Annotated in this window: 17 protein-coding genes; 11 read left to right on the plus strand and 6 right to left on the minus strand. The window is 48.2% G+C overall.

All coding sequences use genetic code 11. The features are described from left to right. Positions 1-137: 137 nt before the first annotated feature. Entirely contained in the window at positions 138-878 is a 741-nt protein-coding gene (locus tag Q4491_RS07510) for a DUF2971 domain-containing protein (RefSeq protein WP_303456110.1), read from the plus strand. 109 nt (positions 879-987) lie between these two features. Then, complete coding sequence (locus Q4491_RS07515) at positions 988-1722, plus strand: hypothetical protein (protein WP_303456112.1); 735 nt, start codon at positions 988-990, stop codon at positions 1720-1722. Positions 1723-2377: 655 nt separating this feature from the next. Here Q4491_RS07515 and fdhD read toward each other — a convergent pair. Next, entirely contained in the window at positions 2378-3223 is an 846-nt protein-coding gene (fdhD, locus tag Q4491_RS07520) for a formate dehydrogenase accessory sulfurtransferase FdhD (protein WP_303456114.1), read from the minus strand. Between the two features lie 209 nt (positions 3224-3432). Continuing rightward, on the minus strand, positions 3433-4023 hold the full coding sequence (gene mobA / locus Q4491_RS07525) for a molybdenum cofactor guanylyltransferase MobA (protein WP_218384017.1): 591 nt from the start codon (positions 4021-4023) through the stop codon (positions 3433-3435). 623 nt (positions 4024-4646) lie between these two features. Here mobA and Q4491_RS07530 point away from each other — a divergent pair. Next, positions 4647-5399 carry a hypothetical protein gene (locus Q4491_RS07530; RefSeq protein ID WP_218384006.1) on the plus strand — a complete coding sequence of 251 codons (753 nt, stop codon included), beginning with the start codon at positions 4647-4649 and terminating at the stop codon, positions 5397-5399. Between the two features lie 77 nt (positions 5400-5476). Here the strand turns inward: Q4491_RS07530 and Q4491_RS07535 are convergent, their stop codons facing one another. The 3 genes from Q4491_RS07535 to Q4491_RS07545 all read right to left on the minus strand — a co-directional run bounded on the left by Q4491_RS07535 (position 5477) and on the right by Q4491_RS07545 (position 9911). Then, entirely contained in the window at positions 5477-5689 is a 213-nt protein-coding gene (locus tag Q4491_RS07535; protein ID WP_192014932.1) for a hypothetical protein, read from the minus strand. Positions 5690-5995: 306 nt separating this feature from the next. Beyond that, positions 5996-8206: a catalase/peroxidase HPI gene (gene katG, locus Q4491_RS07540; RefSeq protein ID WP_303456119.1), complete on the minus strand. Its 2211-nt coding sequence runs from the start codon at positions 8204-8206 to the stop codon at positions 5996-5998. Positions 8207-8495: 289 nt separating this feature from the next. Continuing rightward, the gene (locus Q4491_RS07545; protein WP_192014934.1) at positions 8496-9911 is read right to left on the minus strand and encodes a PLP-dependent aminotransferase family protein; all 1416 of its coding nucleotides are present in this window, start codon (positions 9909-9911) and stop codon (positions 8496-8498) included. Positions 9912-10061: 150 nt separating this feature from the next. Between Q4491_RS07545 and Q4491_RS07550 the strand changes: the two genes are divergently transcribed. The 3 genes from Q4491_RS07550 to Q4491_RS07560 are packed head-to-tail and all read left to right on the plus strand — an operon-like array spanning position 10062 to position 12620. After that, on the plus strand, positions 10062-11429 hold the full coding sequence (locus Q4491_RS07550) for a cytochrome ubiquinol oxidase subunit I (protein ID WP_303456120.1): 1368 nt from the start codon (positions 10062-10064) through the stop codon (positions 11427-11429). A 39-nt stretch (positions 11430-11468) separates the two neighbouring features. Then, positions 11469-12476 carry a cytochrome d ubiquinol oxidase subunit II gene (gene cydB / locus Q4491_RS07555; protein WP_303456121.1) on the plus strand — a complete coding sequence of 336 codons (1008 nt, stop codon included), beginning with the start codon at positions 11469-11471 and terminating at the stop codon, positions 12474-12476. Positions 12477-12488: 12 nt separating this feature from the next. Continuing rightward, positions 12489-12620: a DUF2474 domain-containing protein gene (locus Q4491_RS07560; RefSeq protein ID WP_218383989.1), complete on the plus strand. Its 132-nt coding sequence runs from the start codon at positions 12489-12491 to the stop codon at positions 12618-12620. A gap of 303 nt (positions 12621-12923) precedes the next feature. On the opposite strand, the gene Q4491_RS07565 is transcribed toward Q4491_RS07560, so the two are convergent. After that, positions 12924-13100, minus strand: coding sequence for a hypothetical protein (locus tag Q4491_RS07565; RefSeq protein ID WP_192014938.1), 177 nt, complete (start codon positions 13098-13100; stop codon positions 12924-12926). A 161-nt stretch (positions 13101-13261) separates the two neighbouring features. Between Q4491_RS07565 and Q4491_RS07570 the strand changes: the two genes are divergently transcribed. From Q4491_RS07570 to aqpZ, 5 genes are all read left to right on the plus strand, one after another. Continuing rightward, a complete protein-coding gene (locus Q4491_RS07570; RefSeq protein ID WP_303456123.1) occupies positions 13262-13429 on the plus strand; it encodes a hypothetical protein in 168 nt (55 codons plus the stop codon). Positions 13430-13478: 49 nt separating this feature from the next. Continuing rightward, entirely contained in the window at positions 13479-13802 is a 324-nt protein-coding gene (locus Q4491_RS07575; protein WP_303456124.1) for a hypothetical protein, read from the plus strand. A gap of 317 nt (positions 13803-14119) precedes the next feature. Next, positions 14120-14377, plus strand: a complete 258-nt coding sequence (locus tag Q4491_RS07580) for a DUF333 domain-containing protein (RefSeq protein WP_192014941.1) — start codon at positions 14120-14122, stop codon at positions 14375-14377. Positions 14378-14538: 161 nt separating this feature from the next. After that, the gene (locus Q4491_RS07585) at positions 14539-15069 is read left to right on the plus strand and encodes a cytochrome b (RefSeq protein WP_303456126.1); all 531 of its coding nucleotides are present in this window, start codon (positions 14539-14541) and stop codon (positions 15067-15069) included. 307 nt (positions 15070-15376) lie between these two features. After that, a complete protein-coding gene (aqpZ, locus tag Q4491_RS07590) occupies positions 15377-16075 on the plus strand; it encodes an aquaporin Z (RefSeq protein ID WP_218383975.1) in 699 nt (232 codons plus the stop codon). Positions 16076-16259: the final 184 nt, after the last annotated feature.

Consider the following 16259-nt stretch of genomic DNA (forward strand, 5'->3'; position numbering starts at 1 on the left):
TGAGGTTTTGCCCGGACTGCAGCGCTTTGGCGAATGCCTGGATATCAATTTCGTATTTATCAGCCATGATGTGTCTCCCCCCGTTTTTAGGAAGTGTAGGAAAAGACACAAAACTTTGAACACTACCCATTCGTTACTTGAACGACTCTCAAGAGTTACATGACGGTATAGCTTTTTTAATAGAGGGATTGAAAGCGCCATCTCCTGATGTTTTTGCTAATTCTGAGTATTACGAAAAGGCTAGAGAGTACATACTTGAGTCACTTACAGGCCTAAAGACATATGGTGTTTCAGAAGATCCTTTGTTTTTATTTTCACTAAGTTCTGAACCAGACTGCCTAAGCCAATGGCGGGCCTATGGATCGTATGCAATAGAATTCGATAAGGAGATACTGACTTCTGAAGTGTCAAAGTTGTTCGATTGCCTATATATCGATGCGCAAAAAAATGAAAAAGCTAGGCTGCATGCCAGAGATGCTATAACAGCCGTTAGCAATGACATGGCCGAAAATAGTGGCTGTCTTGGTGTGGATGCGTTAGACGCTGTAATATCTCTCAGTTATGATGCGGCGACATTTAAAAACAGAGGATTTTCTGAAGAAAAGGAGTCAAGGATCGTACTGCCTTCGAATGATTCTGAATACCCAAGCAATGTCAAATATCGTCCGAGGGGTGATGTTTTAATTCCGTACATCGAAGTACCAATTACACTTGATTGCATCAAATCAGTTACAGTGGGTCCTGTGCAGAATCAAAAGATGTCGTTTGCATCCATGTCAGAATTTGTACACAGCATAGAAAAGATCTGGCAGGTCGACTCAGGAAATATTGAATATGAACTCACAGTTAATAAATCAGAGATTCCGTTCCGTGTGTGAGCCTTATAACAAGTTGCTACACGCGGAAAAATTACTCGCTACGCTCCTAATTTTCCGGTGAGCAAAGCGTTATAGGGCTAAACGTCACCATTCATATTCGAGTGATTTAATGATTCTACCTTTAATTAATAATTTTGTTCCGTCATATGAGAAGTGGTCAACGAGACAGCCGACCCAACAAGAAAGCCTGGACTGCTATCAGAAAAATGGATATTTCCTTCCATTTGTAAATGATAAGCTTGAGGAGAGAGTTTCAAGTCCCTTTGAAGCTGCTTGCTATATGGCTAGAAAAGGCGCCGACAGTGCTCTTGAAAACTATATCGATGAGCAGTTAGACAATAGTTCTGAGTATAAAATTTGGAGGCAGTGTATGCCTTCGAAAACTCCAGATGCAATAAGGAAGTTTCAACAAGAGTACCCTAACTACGACCAGTTCGAGGTAGACTTAGAAATCAATAAAAATGCCAATATCCTTTCTGATGGGCAATTTCTTTTTCATGGTGGTCTATGGCCTAGCAGCACAGCCCGCGTAAAATTAAACAAACCATTTTCTACCAGCTTTTGCCCGCAAGTAGCGTTAAGAAATGCTGAGTGGCGAGGAAAGGCATACGATGCCGGACAGATAGATTTGTTTGTATTGCGGGCGGTGAGAGCTAAGACCAATGTTTTTGTTTACCGCCGAAAAGGCACTAGGATGGGTAATGAAAAAGAAGTTTTGTTTTCTTCTGGTGCGGAACTAACTCTTGTCAATAGAACCTTGATTAGTGAGGATTGCTTGGCTGCTAAATACCAATGTCCTGATAAGAGAATTCCCATATATGTCATCGAAGTTGAAATATCTTAATATACATCGCCCTATAACAAGCGGCTCAAATTCGCTCCGTTCCACTCCGCCGGACGCTCACTGCGTTCGCTCCGTTTAGCCGAGCGTTAACTCATAGAAATTTTAATCTGAAACTGACGAGTTAACATTAGAGTATTCCACTCCCACAGGGAAAAATTCAGGACGAATTTTCAGGTTGTCGGCGCCGGGAGCGCCTACAACCGGCCCGGACAACACCAGCGAAATCAAAGGCTTTTCTGGGCACTCTTTGAGCCAGCAAAGAGTGTCTGGCGCGCATCAGTTCATGCCAAATAAACCACCGGACTTAAGCGCGACATACCAGCAAACTCAAACACAGCAACTTGTAACGGTACTCGCTGTATGAATTACCGCCTGCGCGGTAATGACGGAAGTGATGTCATTGATGCATGACTGAAATCGTTTCTGCACAACAACAATAGTTGAACCCAAGAAACCCACCCCCACAGGGAAAAATTCAGGACGAATTTTTAGGTTGTCGGCGCCGGGAGCGCCTACAACCGGCCCGGACAACACCAGCGAAATCAAAGGCTTTTCTGGGCACTCTTTGAGCCAGCAAAGAGTGTCTGGCGCGCATCAGTTCATGCCAAATAAACCACCGGACTCAAGCGCGACATACCTCATACCCGAAAATAGTTCACACCCCACCACTATATAACCTCGGCGCACTGCGGTGCGGCACATGGATTAAATTCAGGTTATTGTGTCGCGCCCAGCGCACTGTCATGGCTGTGGGCGCGGACAGGGTCACCAGCGTGCTGATCTTGGCCCGGACAGCTTTCTGAATCAGTTCCAGGCTGCAGCGGCTGGTCATCACGGCGAAGCCGGACTGCGGATTGATGCGGGCTGTGGCCATGGCGCCGATCAGTTTGTCCAGCGCGTTGTGGCGGCCGATATCTTCCCGGCACAGCTGAATATTCCCCCCGGCATCGACATACAGCGCAGCGTGCAGGGCGCCGCTGCTGCGGGCCACTTCCTGTGCCTCGGTGATACGCTCTCGCAGGTTGTGCAGCAGGCTGGCTTGCGGGGGCGGAACCGGTGTCAGCGGGGTTAAGGGCGGCAGTGCCTGTTCAATGGCTTCCACACCACAAATGCCACAGCCGCTGGTGCCCGCCAGTTGACGGCGGTGATTTTTCAGAGACCAGAAAGCGCGGTTTGAAATCTTGACTTCGGCATGGTGGGAATCGCAGCCGGCGGTGAGGGTGATGTCGTAGATTTCGCTCACCGAGCGAACAATATCGTTACTCAGGCTGAAGCCTTTGACGAAATCTTCAATATTGCCCGGTGTCACCATCATCACGGCCTGGCTGATACCGTTATAACTGATAGACAGCGCAGTTTCGCTGGCTAACACGGCACTGTGTGCAATTGGGGTGTCAGGCGCAATGTCATCGTGCAGCTCAATATAACGGAATGCATCAGGCGCAGGCGGTGCCGCATTCACATCTGCGATTTCAGATTGTTTGTTATCAATATCATTCATCTTATTGCCTGACGTCGGTTTTAAACCCTGATACAGACAGGCTACTCAACAGCCCGGCGGAAGTCCAATGGCTTGTTTTGAAGGACCGATAAGGCCCGTCTGTTGCCTTCTATTGTTTGTGCCGCCTGACTCTGGTTGCGTTATAAGTCACACCCTTAGGTTGGTGTTATTTGGGAAACTGCGTGTGTCTGAATTAAAAACGGCATCTATCAATAATGGTGTAAATCAAGTAATTGCTGCGGAGTATTGATGTTTTGCAGCCGGGGATCGTTCAGCGCGCAGTCTACTGCCACGGTATCATGGCGGGTCAGGATCGCCATCAGACTGCGCTCGCCCGACTGCCAGGCCTGTTGCAATACGGGGAGCAGAGGCTTGGGGATCAGGCTGAACATTGGCTGCCACTGTTGGCCCTGCCGAACCATGACGGGACGCGGTGTATCGGCTGAGGCGGCATCCAGCATCTGGCTGACGAGGGACTGGTCTATCATGGGCGCATCGCAGGGAAACAGCAGCAGCCAGTCGTGTTTTGCCGCAGTCAGTCCTTTCAGTATGCCGGTTAACGGGCCGGGAAAGCCGCTGACATCGTCAGTCAGTATATGGTCACAGTAAGTGGCATACTGCTCGGTATTGCGGTTGCAGGAGATCAGAAGGTCATCTGTCAGCGGTCTGACAACGTCAAACAGGCTGGCAATTAACGGCCTGCCGCGAAAGGAAACCAACCCCTTGTCTTTGCCTCCCATTCGGGAGCCTTGCCCGCCGGCAAGAAGGAGTACGGAAAAGCAAAGGGGAGTCGGTTTCATCGTGATAACAGCCAGGTAAAATATACCCCTAAAAAATATACTGTTTTTGTGTGCCAGTCCAATAAAGCAGACTGATGAATTGATAGACAGGGCTTATCAGGCGGGCTGCCGTCGTGAATGACTGGCAGCCCGTTTTACTGAGGTGTCACGAGAGGCTTATTTTCAGTGTAGTACGAATTCCCGTGACGCCAACGGTGGCGGTAAATCTGTGTAGCCCAGTGCATCTGAATACTATGCTTTTCATTTGAAAGTAACAGGATGTGAAATACTTCCTGCATTGTTTCTGTCTTGGTCGATCCCGTTTGTCAGTCCTTCATACTATCAATGAGACGCTGCACTGCTATCGCCATAATCTTTGATGAATATCATTTTAATGACAGATGCCTGTGTATTCTGTTGTGATTTTTATTTTGTTTGCTTGATGCTAGTACCTGTTGCTCACAATAGGTTTTCGATGCTGAATTATTAATTGTTACTTTGAAAAATCATTTTGATTTTGCTGTTATTAAAAATTTACTTTTTATTTCAAGGTTGTGCAATGATGTTTGTGTCATTAGGTGTGGTTGAACTAATCTCAGATGGCAGTATGGAAGTAATGATGACTTTTAATATGGAGAACACCTATGGCTGCAATTATCCATGAGATTAAGCAAGATTTTATACCTGATGTGACTGAAGGCTCTGCGGTTACCGTGAACTTTGTCGTTGATTCGAATAATGAGCCAGAAATACCTGGCGCAAGAATTGAAGCTGCATTAACAGGCAATGCGCGTGTTACACATATGTCGTATCCTGGTTCTGGATCTGAATTATTTATTTCTGCCGATGGGAAAACAGCTTCTGTTACAAGTACGGCTGAACAGAGTGCTGGTTGGACAAGGAACAGGACAATTTCACTACTTGTGGATGATATACCACCAGGTGAAGAAGAGTTTATTGTCGGGCAGGTAAACTATTATAACCATGAAGGAATAAAGGGGCCAGGATTCGATATTACACTTAAACGTTCAGCTTCTGGTCTGCAACCAATATTAAGTCGAGCAGAATTCAAATCATATTGGCAGGACTGGGAATCACAAGGTTACATCTATAGCTATGAAATATTGCTGAAAGCCTCATCTGATCCTATTACACATTGGAAAGTCTCGTTTTCCGACTTGCCTCCAGGAACAACCATTGCGAGTGTTACATGGCCGGAGGTTGTGCTTGATGGTTCAGAAGGTGTGGTTGAACTAAAAACGCCTAAGGATGGGAACTACCTTATCAACCCGGATACAGAGTTACCCGTTGCGATTCAGTTGCTGTACCCAGCTCAAGAAGGTGAACAGGAAAAGTTCAAGAAGCTCTATAACTTACAAGGTTATGACCTCAGCTAGCAGGGGGGTATAACGTCATGGGCTGTATCAGGAATACAGCCCATTGATGATGTTCAGCGGGTTGTTTTTCATGAAAACTAATCAGATAAATATTGCTGTTTGTATTTAGACGCTTTGGCAAAAAAGGGCAAGGTACTGCCAATTAAAATAATCACCCCAGCCAGTTCAATGGTTTCATATTCAATCAGTATGAAAGCGGAAATTAAAAATGTCAGGGTGAGAGATGAAATGAGAAATATATGAAAGTAAGGGTGTCTTTTAGAAAATTTCGCATATCCTACAATCATCATAAGCCTCTTCTATCGTTTAAATTACAGAAAATGCATGTGTCAAAGCATTAGCCCTATAGTCAGCGTGATATTTTTCAGTCTTATTCTCTGAAGTATATGACAGGTTCATTGGGATTTCTGACTTTCTGCCTAACGGGTAAAGCCGGGAGGATACGCTTGCTGGTATTGCAACTGATTTGCAATTGCAACGTTTGCCGGGGAATGCTTGAGAAAATGACTGAAAAGAGAAGACGTTTATCTGAGAATGATGTTAAATCTTTGAAGATATAACATCCCCTCCCGGGATCGGGAGGGGGTGGTCAGGGTTTATTTCAGATCAAATCGATCGGCGTTCATGACTTTGGTCCAGGCGCTGACAAAGTCGTTTACGAACTTCTCTTTGCCATCGCTGCCGCCATACACTTCCGAGATGGCACGCAGTTGCGAGTTGGCACCAAACACCAGATCGACGCGGGTTGCGGTCCATTTCACCTGGCCTGTTTTCCGGTCACGGCCTTCGAATTCATCTGCGGCTTCTGTGGTGGGTTGCCACTCTGTGTTCATATCCAGCAGATTGACAAAGAAGTCGTTTGTCAGCACGCCCGGTTTGTCGGTGAATACACCGTGTTTCGAACCACCGAAGTTGGCATTCAGCGCACGCATACCCCCGAGCAGCACTGTCATTTCCGGTGCCGTCAGGGTGAGCAGCTGGGCACGGTCCAGCAGCATTTCTTCGGCCGAAACTGTGTATTTGGTTTTCATGTAGTTACGGAAACCATCAGCGACAGGCTCGAGCACATCGAACGATTCTGCATCCGTCTGATCATCGGTGGCATCGGTACGGCCTGGTGAGAAGGGCACACTCACGCTGATACCTGCGTCTTTTGCGGCTTTCTCAACAGCAGCATCGCCACCAAGGACTATCAGATCAGCCAGTGACACAGCCTTGTTACCTGACTGTGCTGAGTTGAAGTCTTTCTGAATCCCTTCAAAGGTGCTCAGGATTTTCTTCAATTGTCCGGGTTGGTTCACTTCCCAGCCGTTTTGCGGTGACAGACGAATACGGGCACCATTTGCGCCACCACGGCAGTCAGAACCGCGGAATGTGGCGGCTGATGACCAGGCGGTGTAAACCAGTTCTGTCACACTCAAGCCAGAGTTGAGAATGGTTTGCTTCAGTGCAGAAACGTCACTGTCGTTGATAAGATCGTGATCGACGGCGGGTACCGGATCTTGCCAGATCAGCTCTTCTGCGGGCACTTCAGGGCCAAGATAGCGCGCTTTAGGGCCCATATCGCGGTGAGTCAGCTTGAACCAGGCCCGGGCAAAGGCATCGGCAAATTCCTCAGGATTGGCACGGAAGTGCTCTGAAATCTTGCGATATTCAGGATCTTCGCGCATCGACATATCCGCTGTTGTCATCATGATATTGACGCGTTGTGAAGCATCTTCCGGATCGGGTGCCTGGTTTTTATCCGTGACGTTTTTCACTTTCCATTGGTTGGCACCAGCCGGGCTTTTTGTCAGTTCCCACTCATTACCCAGCAGCATTTCGAAGTAGGTGTTGTCCCATTTGGTTGGTGTCGGTGTCCAGGCACCTTCCAGGCCGCTGGTAATGGAATCACGGCCCCTGCCTCTACCATGTGTGTTTTTCCAGCCGAGGCCCATCTGCTCAATAGGAGCTGCCTCAGGATCAGGACCAACCAGCGCCGCATCGCCGGCACCATGGCATTTACCAAAGGTGTGACCACCTGCCGTCAGCGCGACGGTTTCATAATCGTTCATCGCCATTCGGGCGAACGTTTCGCGGACATCACGACCGGATCCCAATGGGTCAGGGTTGCCGTCCGGTCCTTCCGGGTTAACGTAGATCAGGCCCATTTGCACGGCGGCCAACGGGTTTTCTAGATCACGCTCACCGCTGTAACGTTTGTTATCGAGCCAGACGTCTTCAGCGCCCCAGTAGATGTCTTCTTCCGGCTCCCAGATATCCGTTCGTCCGCCACCAAAACCAAAGGTTTTGAATCCCATGGATTCAAGGGCAACGTTGCCGGTAAGAATAAAGAGATCTGCCCAGGAGAGTTTGTTGCCGTATTTTTGTTTTACCGGCCACAGTAAGCGGCGGGCTTTATCCAGGTTGCCGTTATCCGGCCAGCTGTTTAATGGCGCGAAACGCTGATTACCGGTTGATGCACCGCCACGGCCGTCGCCGGTACGATAGGTGCCTGCTGCGTGCCAGGCCATACGTATCATGAGCGGGCCATAGTGACCGTAGTCTGCCGGCCACCAATCCTGCGAGTCGGTCAACACGTTCTCAATATCTTGCTTAACGGCTTTCAGGTCGAGTTTTTTGAATTCTTCTGCATAGTTGAAGCCTTCACCCAGAGGGTTTGACTTTTTATCGTTCTGATGGAGGATTTTGAGGTTCAGCTGATTCGGCCACCAATCTTCGTTCCTTGTCCCCGCGCCGCGAAGGTTGGTATTGCTGCCATGCATTACTGGGCATCCACCCGTAGTGGTACCTTTGCCGTTGCTCATACATTGCTCCTTGAGAATTAGTGTAGGGTGTGGTGTGTCTCAGTTACACACTTGAATATAGACCGACTGGCAATCGGATAAAGACGTTTTTATCAATGACAACAATCGGTTTTTTCAATAAAGGGCAGAGGTTTGTGCCAAGCGGGGTGGTGCCTATCGCTGGCGCAGGAAATCCATGCTGTCATTCACCTAAGAATTTGAGTGATGGAATATTTCCCGGTAACGTGACGCTGTGAAATCTTCATCAATGCGTCAGATAATCAAAGCAGGGGAAGCGCCATCCTGCTATTTATTGTTGTTCCAGGTGTTGATTAATGATTTCCGCCAGCCGTCGAATGGCATCTGTGTGACTTTCATCCAGCTCAAAAGAAGTATTCAGCCTCAGGCAGTGGTTAAATTGTTTGCCGGGAGAAAACATCTTGCCCGGTGCGATCGTAATGTTTTCTGCCAGTGCCTGAGTGTAAATTGCCATCGTATCTGAGGTGACAGGTAATCGCAGCCAAACGAAATAACTGCCTTCCGCAGGCTCGATTTCGACGTCAGGGGGAAGCATTTGTGTCAGTAGCCTGCACATGGCTTTTTTACGTTTGTCTAGGGTTCGCCTCAGCTGTCTCAGATGGTGCTCGTAGTTTCGGGTACTGAGGTAATCAACCAGTGCGAGCTGAATGGGTACGCTGGTGGTCAGGGTACTCATCAGTTGAAGTTTTTGAATGTCTGTGGCCCGCTTCCCGGCGGCCACCCAGCCGATTCTGAAACCGGCGACCAATGACTTAGAAAAGGATGAGCACAGCATCACATTCCCACTGGCATCAAACGCTTTGGCCGGGAGTGGTTGTTCATTGCCTGCGTAGAGTTCGCTGTATACGTCATCTTCGATAAGTGCAACCTGGTATTTGTTCAGCAGCGATATTAACTGCCGCTTTTTTGGCTCTGTCAGCGTGAATCCGAGCGGGTTTTGGTGGTTGGTCATCAGCCAGCAGGCCTTGACCGAATGTGACTGAAACGCGCGTTCAAGCGAGGTTAAATCAAGGCCGGTCTTGGGATCTGTTCTCACCGACAGCGCTTTCAGCCCGAGACGTTCCAGCGACTGAAGCGCACCGTAAAATGTCGGAGATTCCACCACCACCCAATCGCCGGGGCGGGTTACTGCCTGCAGGCTCAGGTTCAGGGCTTCAAGCGCACCCGCGGTAATCACGATTTCATCGGGGGCGATACTGATGCCTTTTGCGGCGTAGCGCTGAGCAATCATAGCGCGCAGTGTGTCATTGCCCGGCGGCAAGTTATCCAGTGCATTGGAAACCGGTATGCTGCGGGCGGCATGCATCAGGGATTTATTTACCTGATGCCGTGGATACAGATTGGGGTCCGGGTAGGCAAACGCAAAGTTGATCATATACGGCTTTCTGCAGGCTTGCAGAACATCGAAAATGAAACTGTTGATGTCGACAGCTTCGGCGGTTTCGACTGCTGCGTTGTGTGACTGGGGGCTGATTCGGATGCTTTCGGCCACCGTATAACCGGAACGGGGGTGCGCAACCAGCCAGCCCTGAGATTCCAGCTGCTGATAAGCATGCATGACGGTCATCAGACTCATACCAGAGTGCGCTGCCTGCTTCCGGAGCGATGGCATTTTTTCACCGGCACGCCAGATACCAGATTCAATTTGTTGGCGGATTTGAGATGCCAACTGTTCATACTTCGCCAATCTTAACCTCAGATCCCGTGGTTGAATTTACTGAAAATATAACAATTGTTTAATAAAACTGTTATAGGTTTTAAGTCTGGTTCTGTATCTTTTTTTTCAGTCGGGTTCTTTCAATATAAGCGTGCTTTTCAATGACTCAATAGGAAGCTTATGTTTGGACTCGATGCTTTCATGCTCGCGCGAATACAGTTCGCATTTACTGTCTCTTTTCACATCATATTCCCGGCCATCACCATTGGATTGGCAAGCTATCTGGCGGTTCTGGAAGGTCTCTGGTTGAAAACCCGTCAGCCAGATTACAAAGCGCTGTACCACTTTTGGTCAAAAATTTTTGCCGTGAACTTCGGTATGGGTGTGGTTTCCGGGTTAGTCATGGCTTACCAGTTTGGCACAAACTGGAGTGGTTTTTCTGAGTTTGCCGGCAGCATTACCGGGCCGTTACTGACCTACGAGGTGCTGACCGCATTTTTTCTGGAGGCCGGATTTCTGGGCGTCATGCTTTTTGGCTGGAAGCGCGTCGGGGATAATCTGCACTTTTTTGCGACCTGCATGGTGGCGCTCGGCACCATTATTTCGACGTTCTGGATTCTGGCGTCGAACAGCTGGATGCATACGCCGCAGGGCCACGAAATCATTGACGGGCAAGTGGTGCCTGTTGACTGGTTTGCGGTGATCTTTAACCCGTCATTTCCGTATCGGCTGATGCATATGGGCGTAGCGGCTTTCCTGAGCTGTGCCCTGTTTGTCGGCGCGTCTGCGGCATGGCATCTGCTGAAGGGCAACCAAAGCAGTGCGGTGCGGACTATGTTTTCCATGTCGATGTGGATGTTGGTTTTCGTGGCCCCCATTCAAGCATTTATCGGCGATCTGCATGGACTGAATACCCTGAAGTATCAGCCGGCCAAAATCGCTGCAATTGAAGGACACTGGGATAACAGCGCCGGAGAACCGACACCGCTGATTCTGTTCGGCTGGCCGAACATGGAGACAGAGCGCACCGATTATGCGATTGAAATTCCGGCCATGGCGAGCCTGATTTTGAAGCACAGCCTGACCGAACCCATTCCGGCGTTAAAGGATTTCCCGGCAGATGAACGTCCGTACTCACCGTTAATCTTTTGGTCATTTCGCATCATGGTGGCATTGGGGCTGCTGATGATTGGGCAGGGGCTGGTCAGTGTGTGGCTGCGCAAGAAAAACAGACTGTATCAGCATAAAGGATTCCTGACGTTTTCTCTCTGGATGGGGCCAGCCGGGCTGGTTGCCATCCTGGCAGGCTGGATCACCACGGAAGTAGGGCGTCAGCCTTGGGTGGTTCACGGGCTGCTGAGAACGGATGCTGCAGTGTCTGCTCATGGCGACTTGCATATGAGTATCAGCCTGCTGACGTTCTTCGTGGTGTACAGCCTGGTATTCGGATTTGGTTATTACTATATGGTTCATCAGATTCAGAAAGGGCCGCAGCCGGGTGATGAAGACATCGCCCATGATCTGCCGACAGTTTCCGGTCGGATTTAATCCATGAATGTTGAATGATTAACAAGGAGAGACACGGCGATGGGCGTGGATTTATCGGTATTGTGGTTTGGCATCATTGTGTTTGCCACACTGATGTATATCACTATGGATGGCTTTGATCTGGGGATCGGTATTTTGATGCCCCTGGTCAAAAGTGATGAACAAAAAGATGTCATGGTCAATTCAGTGGCACCAGTCTGGGATGGTAATGAAACTTGGCTGGTACTGGGAGGAGCCAGTTTATTCGGGGCTTTTCCGCTGGCTTATGCGGTGATTATTGATGCCCTGACAGTCCCGTTAACTGTGATGCTGATTGCACTGATTTTCAGAGGAGTGGCGTTTGAGTTCCGCTTTAAAGCATTGCCTTCGCATCAGGTTTTTTGGGATAAAGCCTTCATGGTGGGATCGCTGGTTGCTACTTTTTGCCAGGGAATCGTGGTTGGTGCAGTGATTGAAGGGTTTCCGGTTGAAGGCAGGCAATTTGCAGGTGGCGCATTTGACTGGCTGGCACCGTTTCCGTTGTTTTGCGGTTTGGGGCTGGTCATTGCGTACGCATTACTGGGATGTACCTGGCTGACCATGAAAACAGAAGGAGAACTGCAAGCGACTATGTACCAGCTGGCACCAAAAATTTTGTTGCAACTGCTGGCGGTTATTGGGGTTGTCAGTGTGTGGACGCCTTTGGCGTACCCGGAAATTGCTGCCCGATGGTTCAGTTTGCCGAATTTAATTTACTTTGCCCCAGTGCCGCTGCTGACCGTGTTACTGGCATTACTGTTAGTGATTTCAGTGAAAAAACGCAGGGAAATTCAGCCATTTGTGGCTGCACTTGGCATCATTTTTCTGGGATTCAGCGGGCTTGGAATCAGCTTGTGGCCGAATATTATTCCGCCGGACGTGTCAATCTGGCAGGCAGCAGCCCCGCCTCAGAGCCAAGGATTTATGCTGGTGGGCGCTTTGTTCATTATTCCCTTTATTCTGTTGTATACCTTCTGGAGCTACACCGTGTTCAGCGGCAAAGTGGATCCGCAGGAAAGCTATCACTGACAGGAGGTGAGGATGAAGATGATGACGGATACTCTGAAACAGTATGGGTGGATGGTGCTGATCTGGAGCATCAGTGTGGCAGCTTTAACCTGCATTTCCTGGTTATTTCGTGCACTGATGACAGCAGCGGGTTTAACTGTTTAAACCAATCAAAACCCGAATCATTTAAAAATCCGATGACGCGCCGTCATCGGATTTTTTTCGCTGAAAAATCAGGCTTTTTTCAGTTTTTTCTTCAGTTTCTTAAGTTTACCTTCGTGCTTGGCGACTTTCGCTTTGCGCACTTTGATTTCTTTTTGCAGTTTTTTTGCTTTTTTGGTCACTTTTGCCATTTTCATTCTCCGGTTTCATTAACGTTTGAGGAAAAATGGCTGACATGAAAGGAACAGCTTTCACCTAACCTATCAACCTGGCCGTTCTGGCCGCATGCATGTGGTAAGCCGCAGGTCACTGTGGTTGTGCGTTTTCTTTCACAAACTGACGGATGAACCGACGCACTTCACGTGCGGCGCTGGTATCCATTTCTTCGCATAAAACAACAAAGGCATCACGTTCTTCACCATTAATTCTGATGATTAACTGACTGTCTTTCTTCATTGCTTTTGATTTCTTGCGACTAACCATGACGGCTCACTATTACACACACATATACAATGTATATACATTCGATAGCGTTTTGGCAAATCGGTGATCTGAAATCTGCGTTAAGGCGCGAAAAACCGGGTATTACATATGTTGCATGACATTGTCGCCTACTCATTGACGATCCAGTCAGGCAGGTAAAATTGAACGCTTATCAAACCACAGGCATTGTGTTGGTGGGGTTCATCAACACCTTATGCATGTTGTTTGTGGCAGAGACCAAGGTAAACCCTGTGATCATGATGGTTGCCATTTTATGTATGCTGGGTGTATCCGGTAAGGCACGGGATCTTGAAAGTGAAGCGCTGTAAGCATTGCGCAAAGCGTCGGCATCAACACTAAACAACGCAAGAGATAATAATGGCATTAACAATAATAGCGCTGTGTCTGGTGACATTTTATTTTTACTTCAACAAAGAGGATGTCATTTATTTTGACGCATTGCTTTCTGTGCTGGTGATGATTGTTTATATCACGGCTTATATTTATTTTTCTGCGAACTTCCCCCTGCATATCAAGCGCGCAGGTTTGATTTGTGAGCTGCTCCCTGCCGCTTCGCTCTGTGCCATTTTATTTCCTGACTGGAGTACCCGCTTCTCGCCCGAAGTGACGGTCAGGTTGGGGTGGGCTGGTTTGTTATTGTCATGCATTATTCTGGCATTACTGGTCATTTTTATTGCTTGAGTAGGCGGTATGCGACCGGGCGTTGGTTTTCAGTCTGATTGTGACTGAATGCTGAATGTTGCATTCAAGCCTGAGGTTTTTTCTGGTCTATTAGGTGGAGGTTTTTCATTCTCACGACGCTTTATTTATTGCTTTTGGTTGCGGTAAACAGTGATAAGATACTTTCACTCAGTAAATGTAGGGATTTACGTTTAGCCGGAGGAGCTTATTTATCGGACAAGCGTTTTAACAAACCTTTTTACAAGAGCAAGACATGATATGGCTTATTGTCTTTATACTGGTTGCCATAATAAAAGCGTATCAATTGGGAGATGAGAATGAATAAAGCGTATGTATTCGTTTCAATGGCTGCAGCCACTTTGCTGTTCGGATGTGTGAGTCAGCCAGAGAGCGAGCCGGTGGGATCCGCCAACCCGGCTGCCGTGTATTGTGTTCAGAAGGGCGGGAAGCTGGATATGGTGACTGAAGATGGTAAGCGAGTGACTTATTGTATTCTGTCTGACGGGCGTCGCGTTGAGCAATGGCAATATTTCCGTGATAACCATCCTCAGGTTGCAGAAGCCGAGGCAATGTAACTTTGTATCAGGGCCACGTTTCAGCGTGGCTTTTTTCACTGTCTGCCGGTAATTCCTTCTGCCTTGTTTACGTAAGTAAATGTAAATATGCCACTTTCACGGGATATTTTCCTGCAGATCAGCGTCTAACGTGCTTATTAGGAAGCAATAAGGATAATGTTATGTCAGTTCTGGATAATGCTCAGCGCTATGGTGTGATAAGTCGGTTTTTACATTGGGGGGTGGCACTGCTACTGCTTTGGCAGTTTTTGTCGGCAGTAACGCACGCATTACTTGAAGACTCGTGGCTGGATGAACTGATGTGGGCAACGCATAAGCCACTGGGTTTTCTGTTGTTCATTATCATTGCTTTACGCCTTGTGTGGGCGGTTCTTAATCTGTCGCGCCGTCCGGCCTCCATCAACCGTGTCGCTGCACTGGGCCATAAAGCCTTATATGCGCTGATGATTGTCATCCCCACTCTGGCTCTGATCCGGCAGTATGGTTCTGGCCGTGCTTTTTCACCCTTCGGAATACCGTTAATGGACGGGTTTGACAGCGCAAAAATTGAGTGGATGGTTGGGCTGGGCAATTTGCTGCACGGAGAGCTGGCCTGGCTGCTTTTGGCCTTTACTCTTGGCCATATTGTGATGGCGTTCTGGCACCGTATCCGTAAAAGCCATGAGGATGTACTGGCACGTATGTGGCGTTAATTGTGTATGTTGCTGAAAATAGCCTGCTGATCACTTGACGGCAGGCTATTTTTCAGCGTGATAATGTCCTGGTGAATAACCTTATCAAGTAAGATCCTGACTTAATATTGATAACTAAGATCATTGAGTCCTCTTTTTCCTGCACTCTTATATACTTAACCTTAAACAGAATCTGCACGTGATTAATCGGCAGCCGGTAGTCATCCAGTTTGCAGTGTTTTATGCCGCTTACAGCCCATGCTGTGTTATCTGTTTTTACACCTGCATAAACTTCAGAAATCGTAAATAAAGAAGAAGGATACAGGATATGAATAAGTATTTGGCTGAGTTTGTCGGTACCTTTTGGCTGGTGCTTGGCGGCTGCGGAAGCGCTGTTCTGGCAGCTGCATTTCCAGAAGTCGGTATTGGTTTACTGGGTGTTTCTCTGGCATTTGGTTTAACGGTGCTGACCATGGCATTTGCGATTGGTCATATATCAGGCTGCCATCTTAATCCGGCTGTGTCTGTCGGATTATGGGCTGGGGGGCGTTTTCCTGCCACTGAACTATTACCTTATATTGTGGCTCAGGTTTTGGGGGGCTTGGTGGCAGGTGGGGTGCTATATGTGATTGCCTCTGGTCAGGCCGGTTTTGATGTATCTGCCGGTTTCGCATCAAACGGTTATGGTGATCATTCACCCGGGCAATATTCTTTGCTAGCTGCACTGGTTTGTGAAGTGGTGATGACCATGATGTTTCTGATTGTCATTATGGGAGCGACGGATTCACGTGCACCGGCCGGTTTTGCTCCCATTGCGATTGGACTGTGCCTGACTTTGATTCATCTTATTTCTATTCCTGTGACTAACACCTCGGTGAATCCTGCGCGAAGTACTGGGGTTGCTGTCTATGTGGGTGATTGGGCGATAGCGCAACTTTGGCTCTTTTGGCTGGCACCTATCGTTGGAGCCGTAATTGGTGCAACTATTTATAAAGTGATTGCACGGGAAGGGGAGCAGACTCAGTAAGTTGTCTGACCACTCTTTGCATTCAGGTGTTGACCGTTATGCTGGCAGGCTGTCTTGATCATGCTGAGCCGGAAAAACGAGAAAAGTAACGATTTGGCATGGGAGCAAAGAAAAGACAAAGCAAGCACTATGCCCGGCAACATTGTCCCTTGCTAAACTTAAGTTAAGAACAGGCAATGATTCC

Origin of the sequence: Photobacterium sp. 2_MG-2023 (genome assembly GCF_030547675.1) — a bacterium.
In the GTDB taxonomy this organism is placed as follows: domain Bacteria; phylum Pseudomonadota; class Gammaproteobacteria; order Enterobacterales; family Vibrionaceae; genus Photobacterium; species Photobacterium arenosum.

What these genes read in the sequence shown, in the direction of transcription:
- katG (WP_303456119.1), bottom strand. Translation starts at nt 8,206, where the DNA reads ATGAGCAACGGCAAAGGTACCACTACGGGTGGATGCCCAGTAATGCAT.
- mobA (WP_218384017.1), bottom strand. Translation starts at nt 4,023, where the DNA reads ATGAAACCGACTCCCCTTTGCTTTTCCGTACTCCTTCTTGCCGGCGGG.
- aqpZ (WP_218383975.1), top strand. Translation starts at nt 15,377, where the DNA reads ATGAATAAGTATTTGGCTGAGTTTGTCGGTACCTTTTGGCTGGTGCTT.
- Q4491_RS07530 (WP_218384006.1), top strand. Translation starts at nt 4,647, where the DNA reads ATGGCTGCAATTATCCATGAGATTAAGCAAGATTTTATACCTGATGTG.
- Q4491_RS07565 (WP_192014938.1), bottom strand. Translation starts at nt 13,100, where the DNA reads ATGGTTAGTCGCAAGAAATCAAAAGCAATGAAGAAAGACAGTCAGTTA.
- Q4491_RS07515 (WP_303456112.1), top strand. Translation starts at nt 988, where the DNA reads ATGATTCTACCTTTAATTAATAATTTTGTTCCGTCATATGAGAAGTGG.
- cydB (WP_303456121.1), top strand. Translation starts at nt 11,469, where the DNA reads ATGGGCGTGGATTTATCGGTATTGTGGTTTGGCATCATTGTGTTTGCC.
- Q4491_RS07550 (WP_303456120.1), top strand. Translation starts at nt 10,062, where the DNA reads ATGTTTGGACTCGATGCTTTCATGCTCGCGCGAATACAGTTCGCATTT.
- Q4491_RS07535 (WP_192014932.1), bottom strand. Translation starts at nt 5,689, where the DNA reads ATGATGATTGTAGGATATGCGAAATTTTCTAAAAGACACCCTTACTTT.
- Q4491_RS07580 (WP_192014941.1), top strand. Translation starts at nt 14,120, where the DNA reads ATGAATAAAGCGTATGTATTCGTTTCAATGGCTGCAGCCACTTTGCTG.
- Q4491_RS07585 (WP_303456126.1), top strand. Translation starts at nt 14,539, where the DNA reads ATGTCAGTTCTGGATAATGCTCAGCGCTATGGTGTGATAAGTCGGTTT.
- Q4491_RS07575 (WP_303456124.1), top strand. Translation starts at nt 13,479, where the DNA reads ATGGCATTAACAATAATAGCGCTGTGTCTGGTGACATTTTATTTTTAC.
- Q4491_RS07560 (WP_218383989.1), top strand. Translation starts at nt 12,489, where the DNA reads ATGAAGATGATGACGGATACTCTGAAACAGTATGGGTGGATGGTGCTG.
- fdhD (WP_303456114.1), bottom strand. Translation starts at nt 3,223, where the DNA reads ATGAATGATATTGATAACAAACAATCTGAAATCGCAGATGTGAATGCG.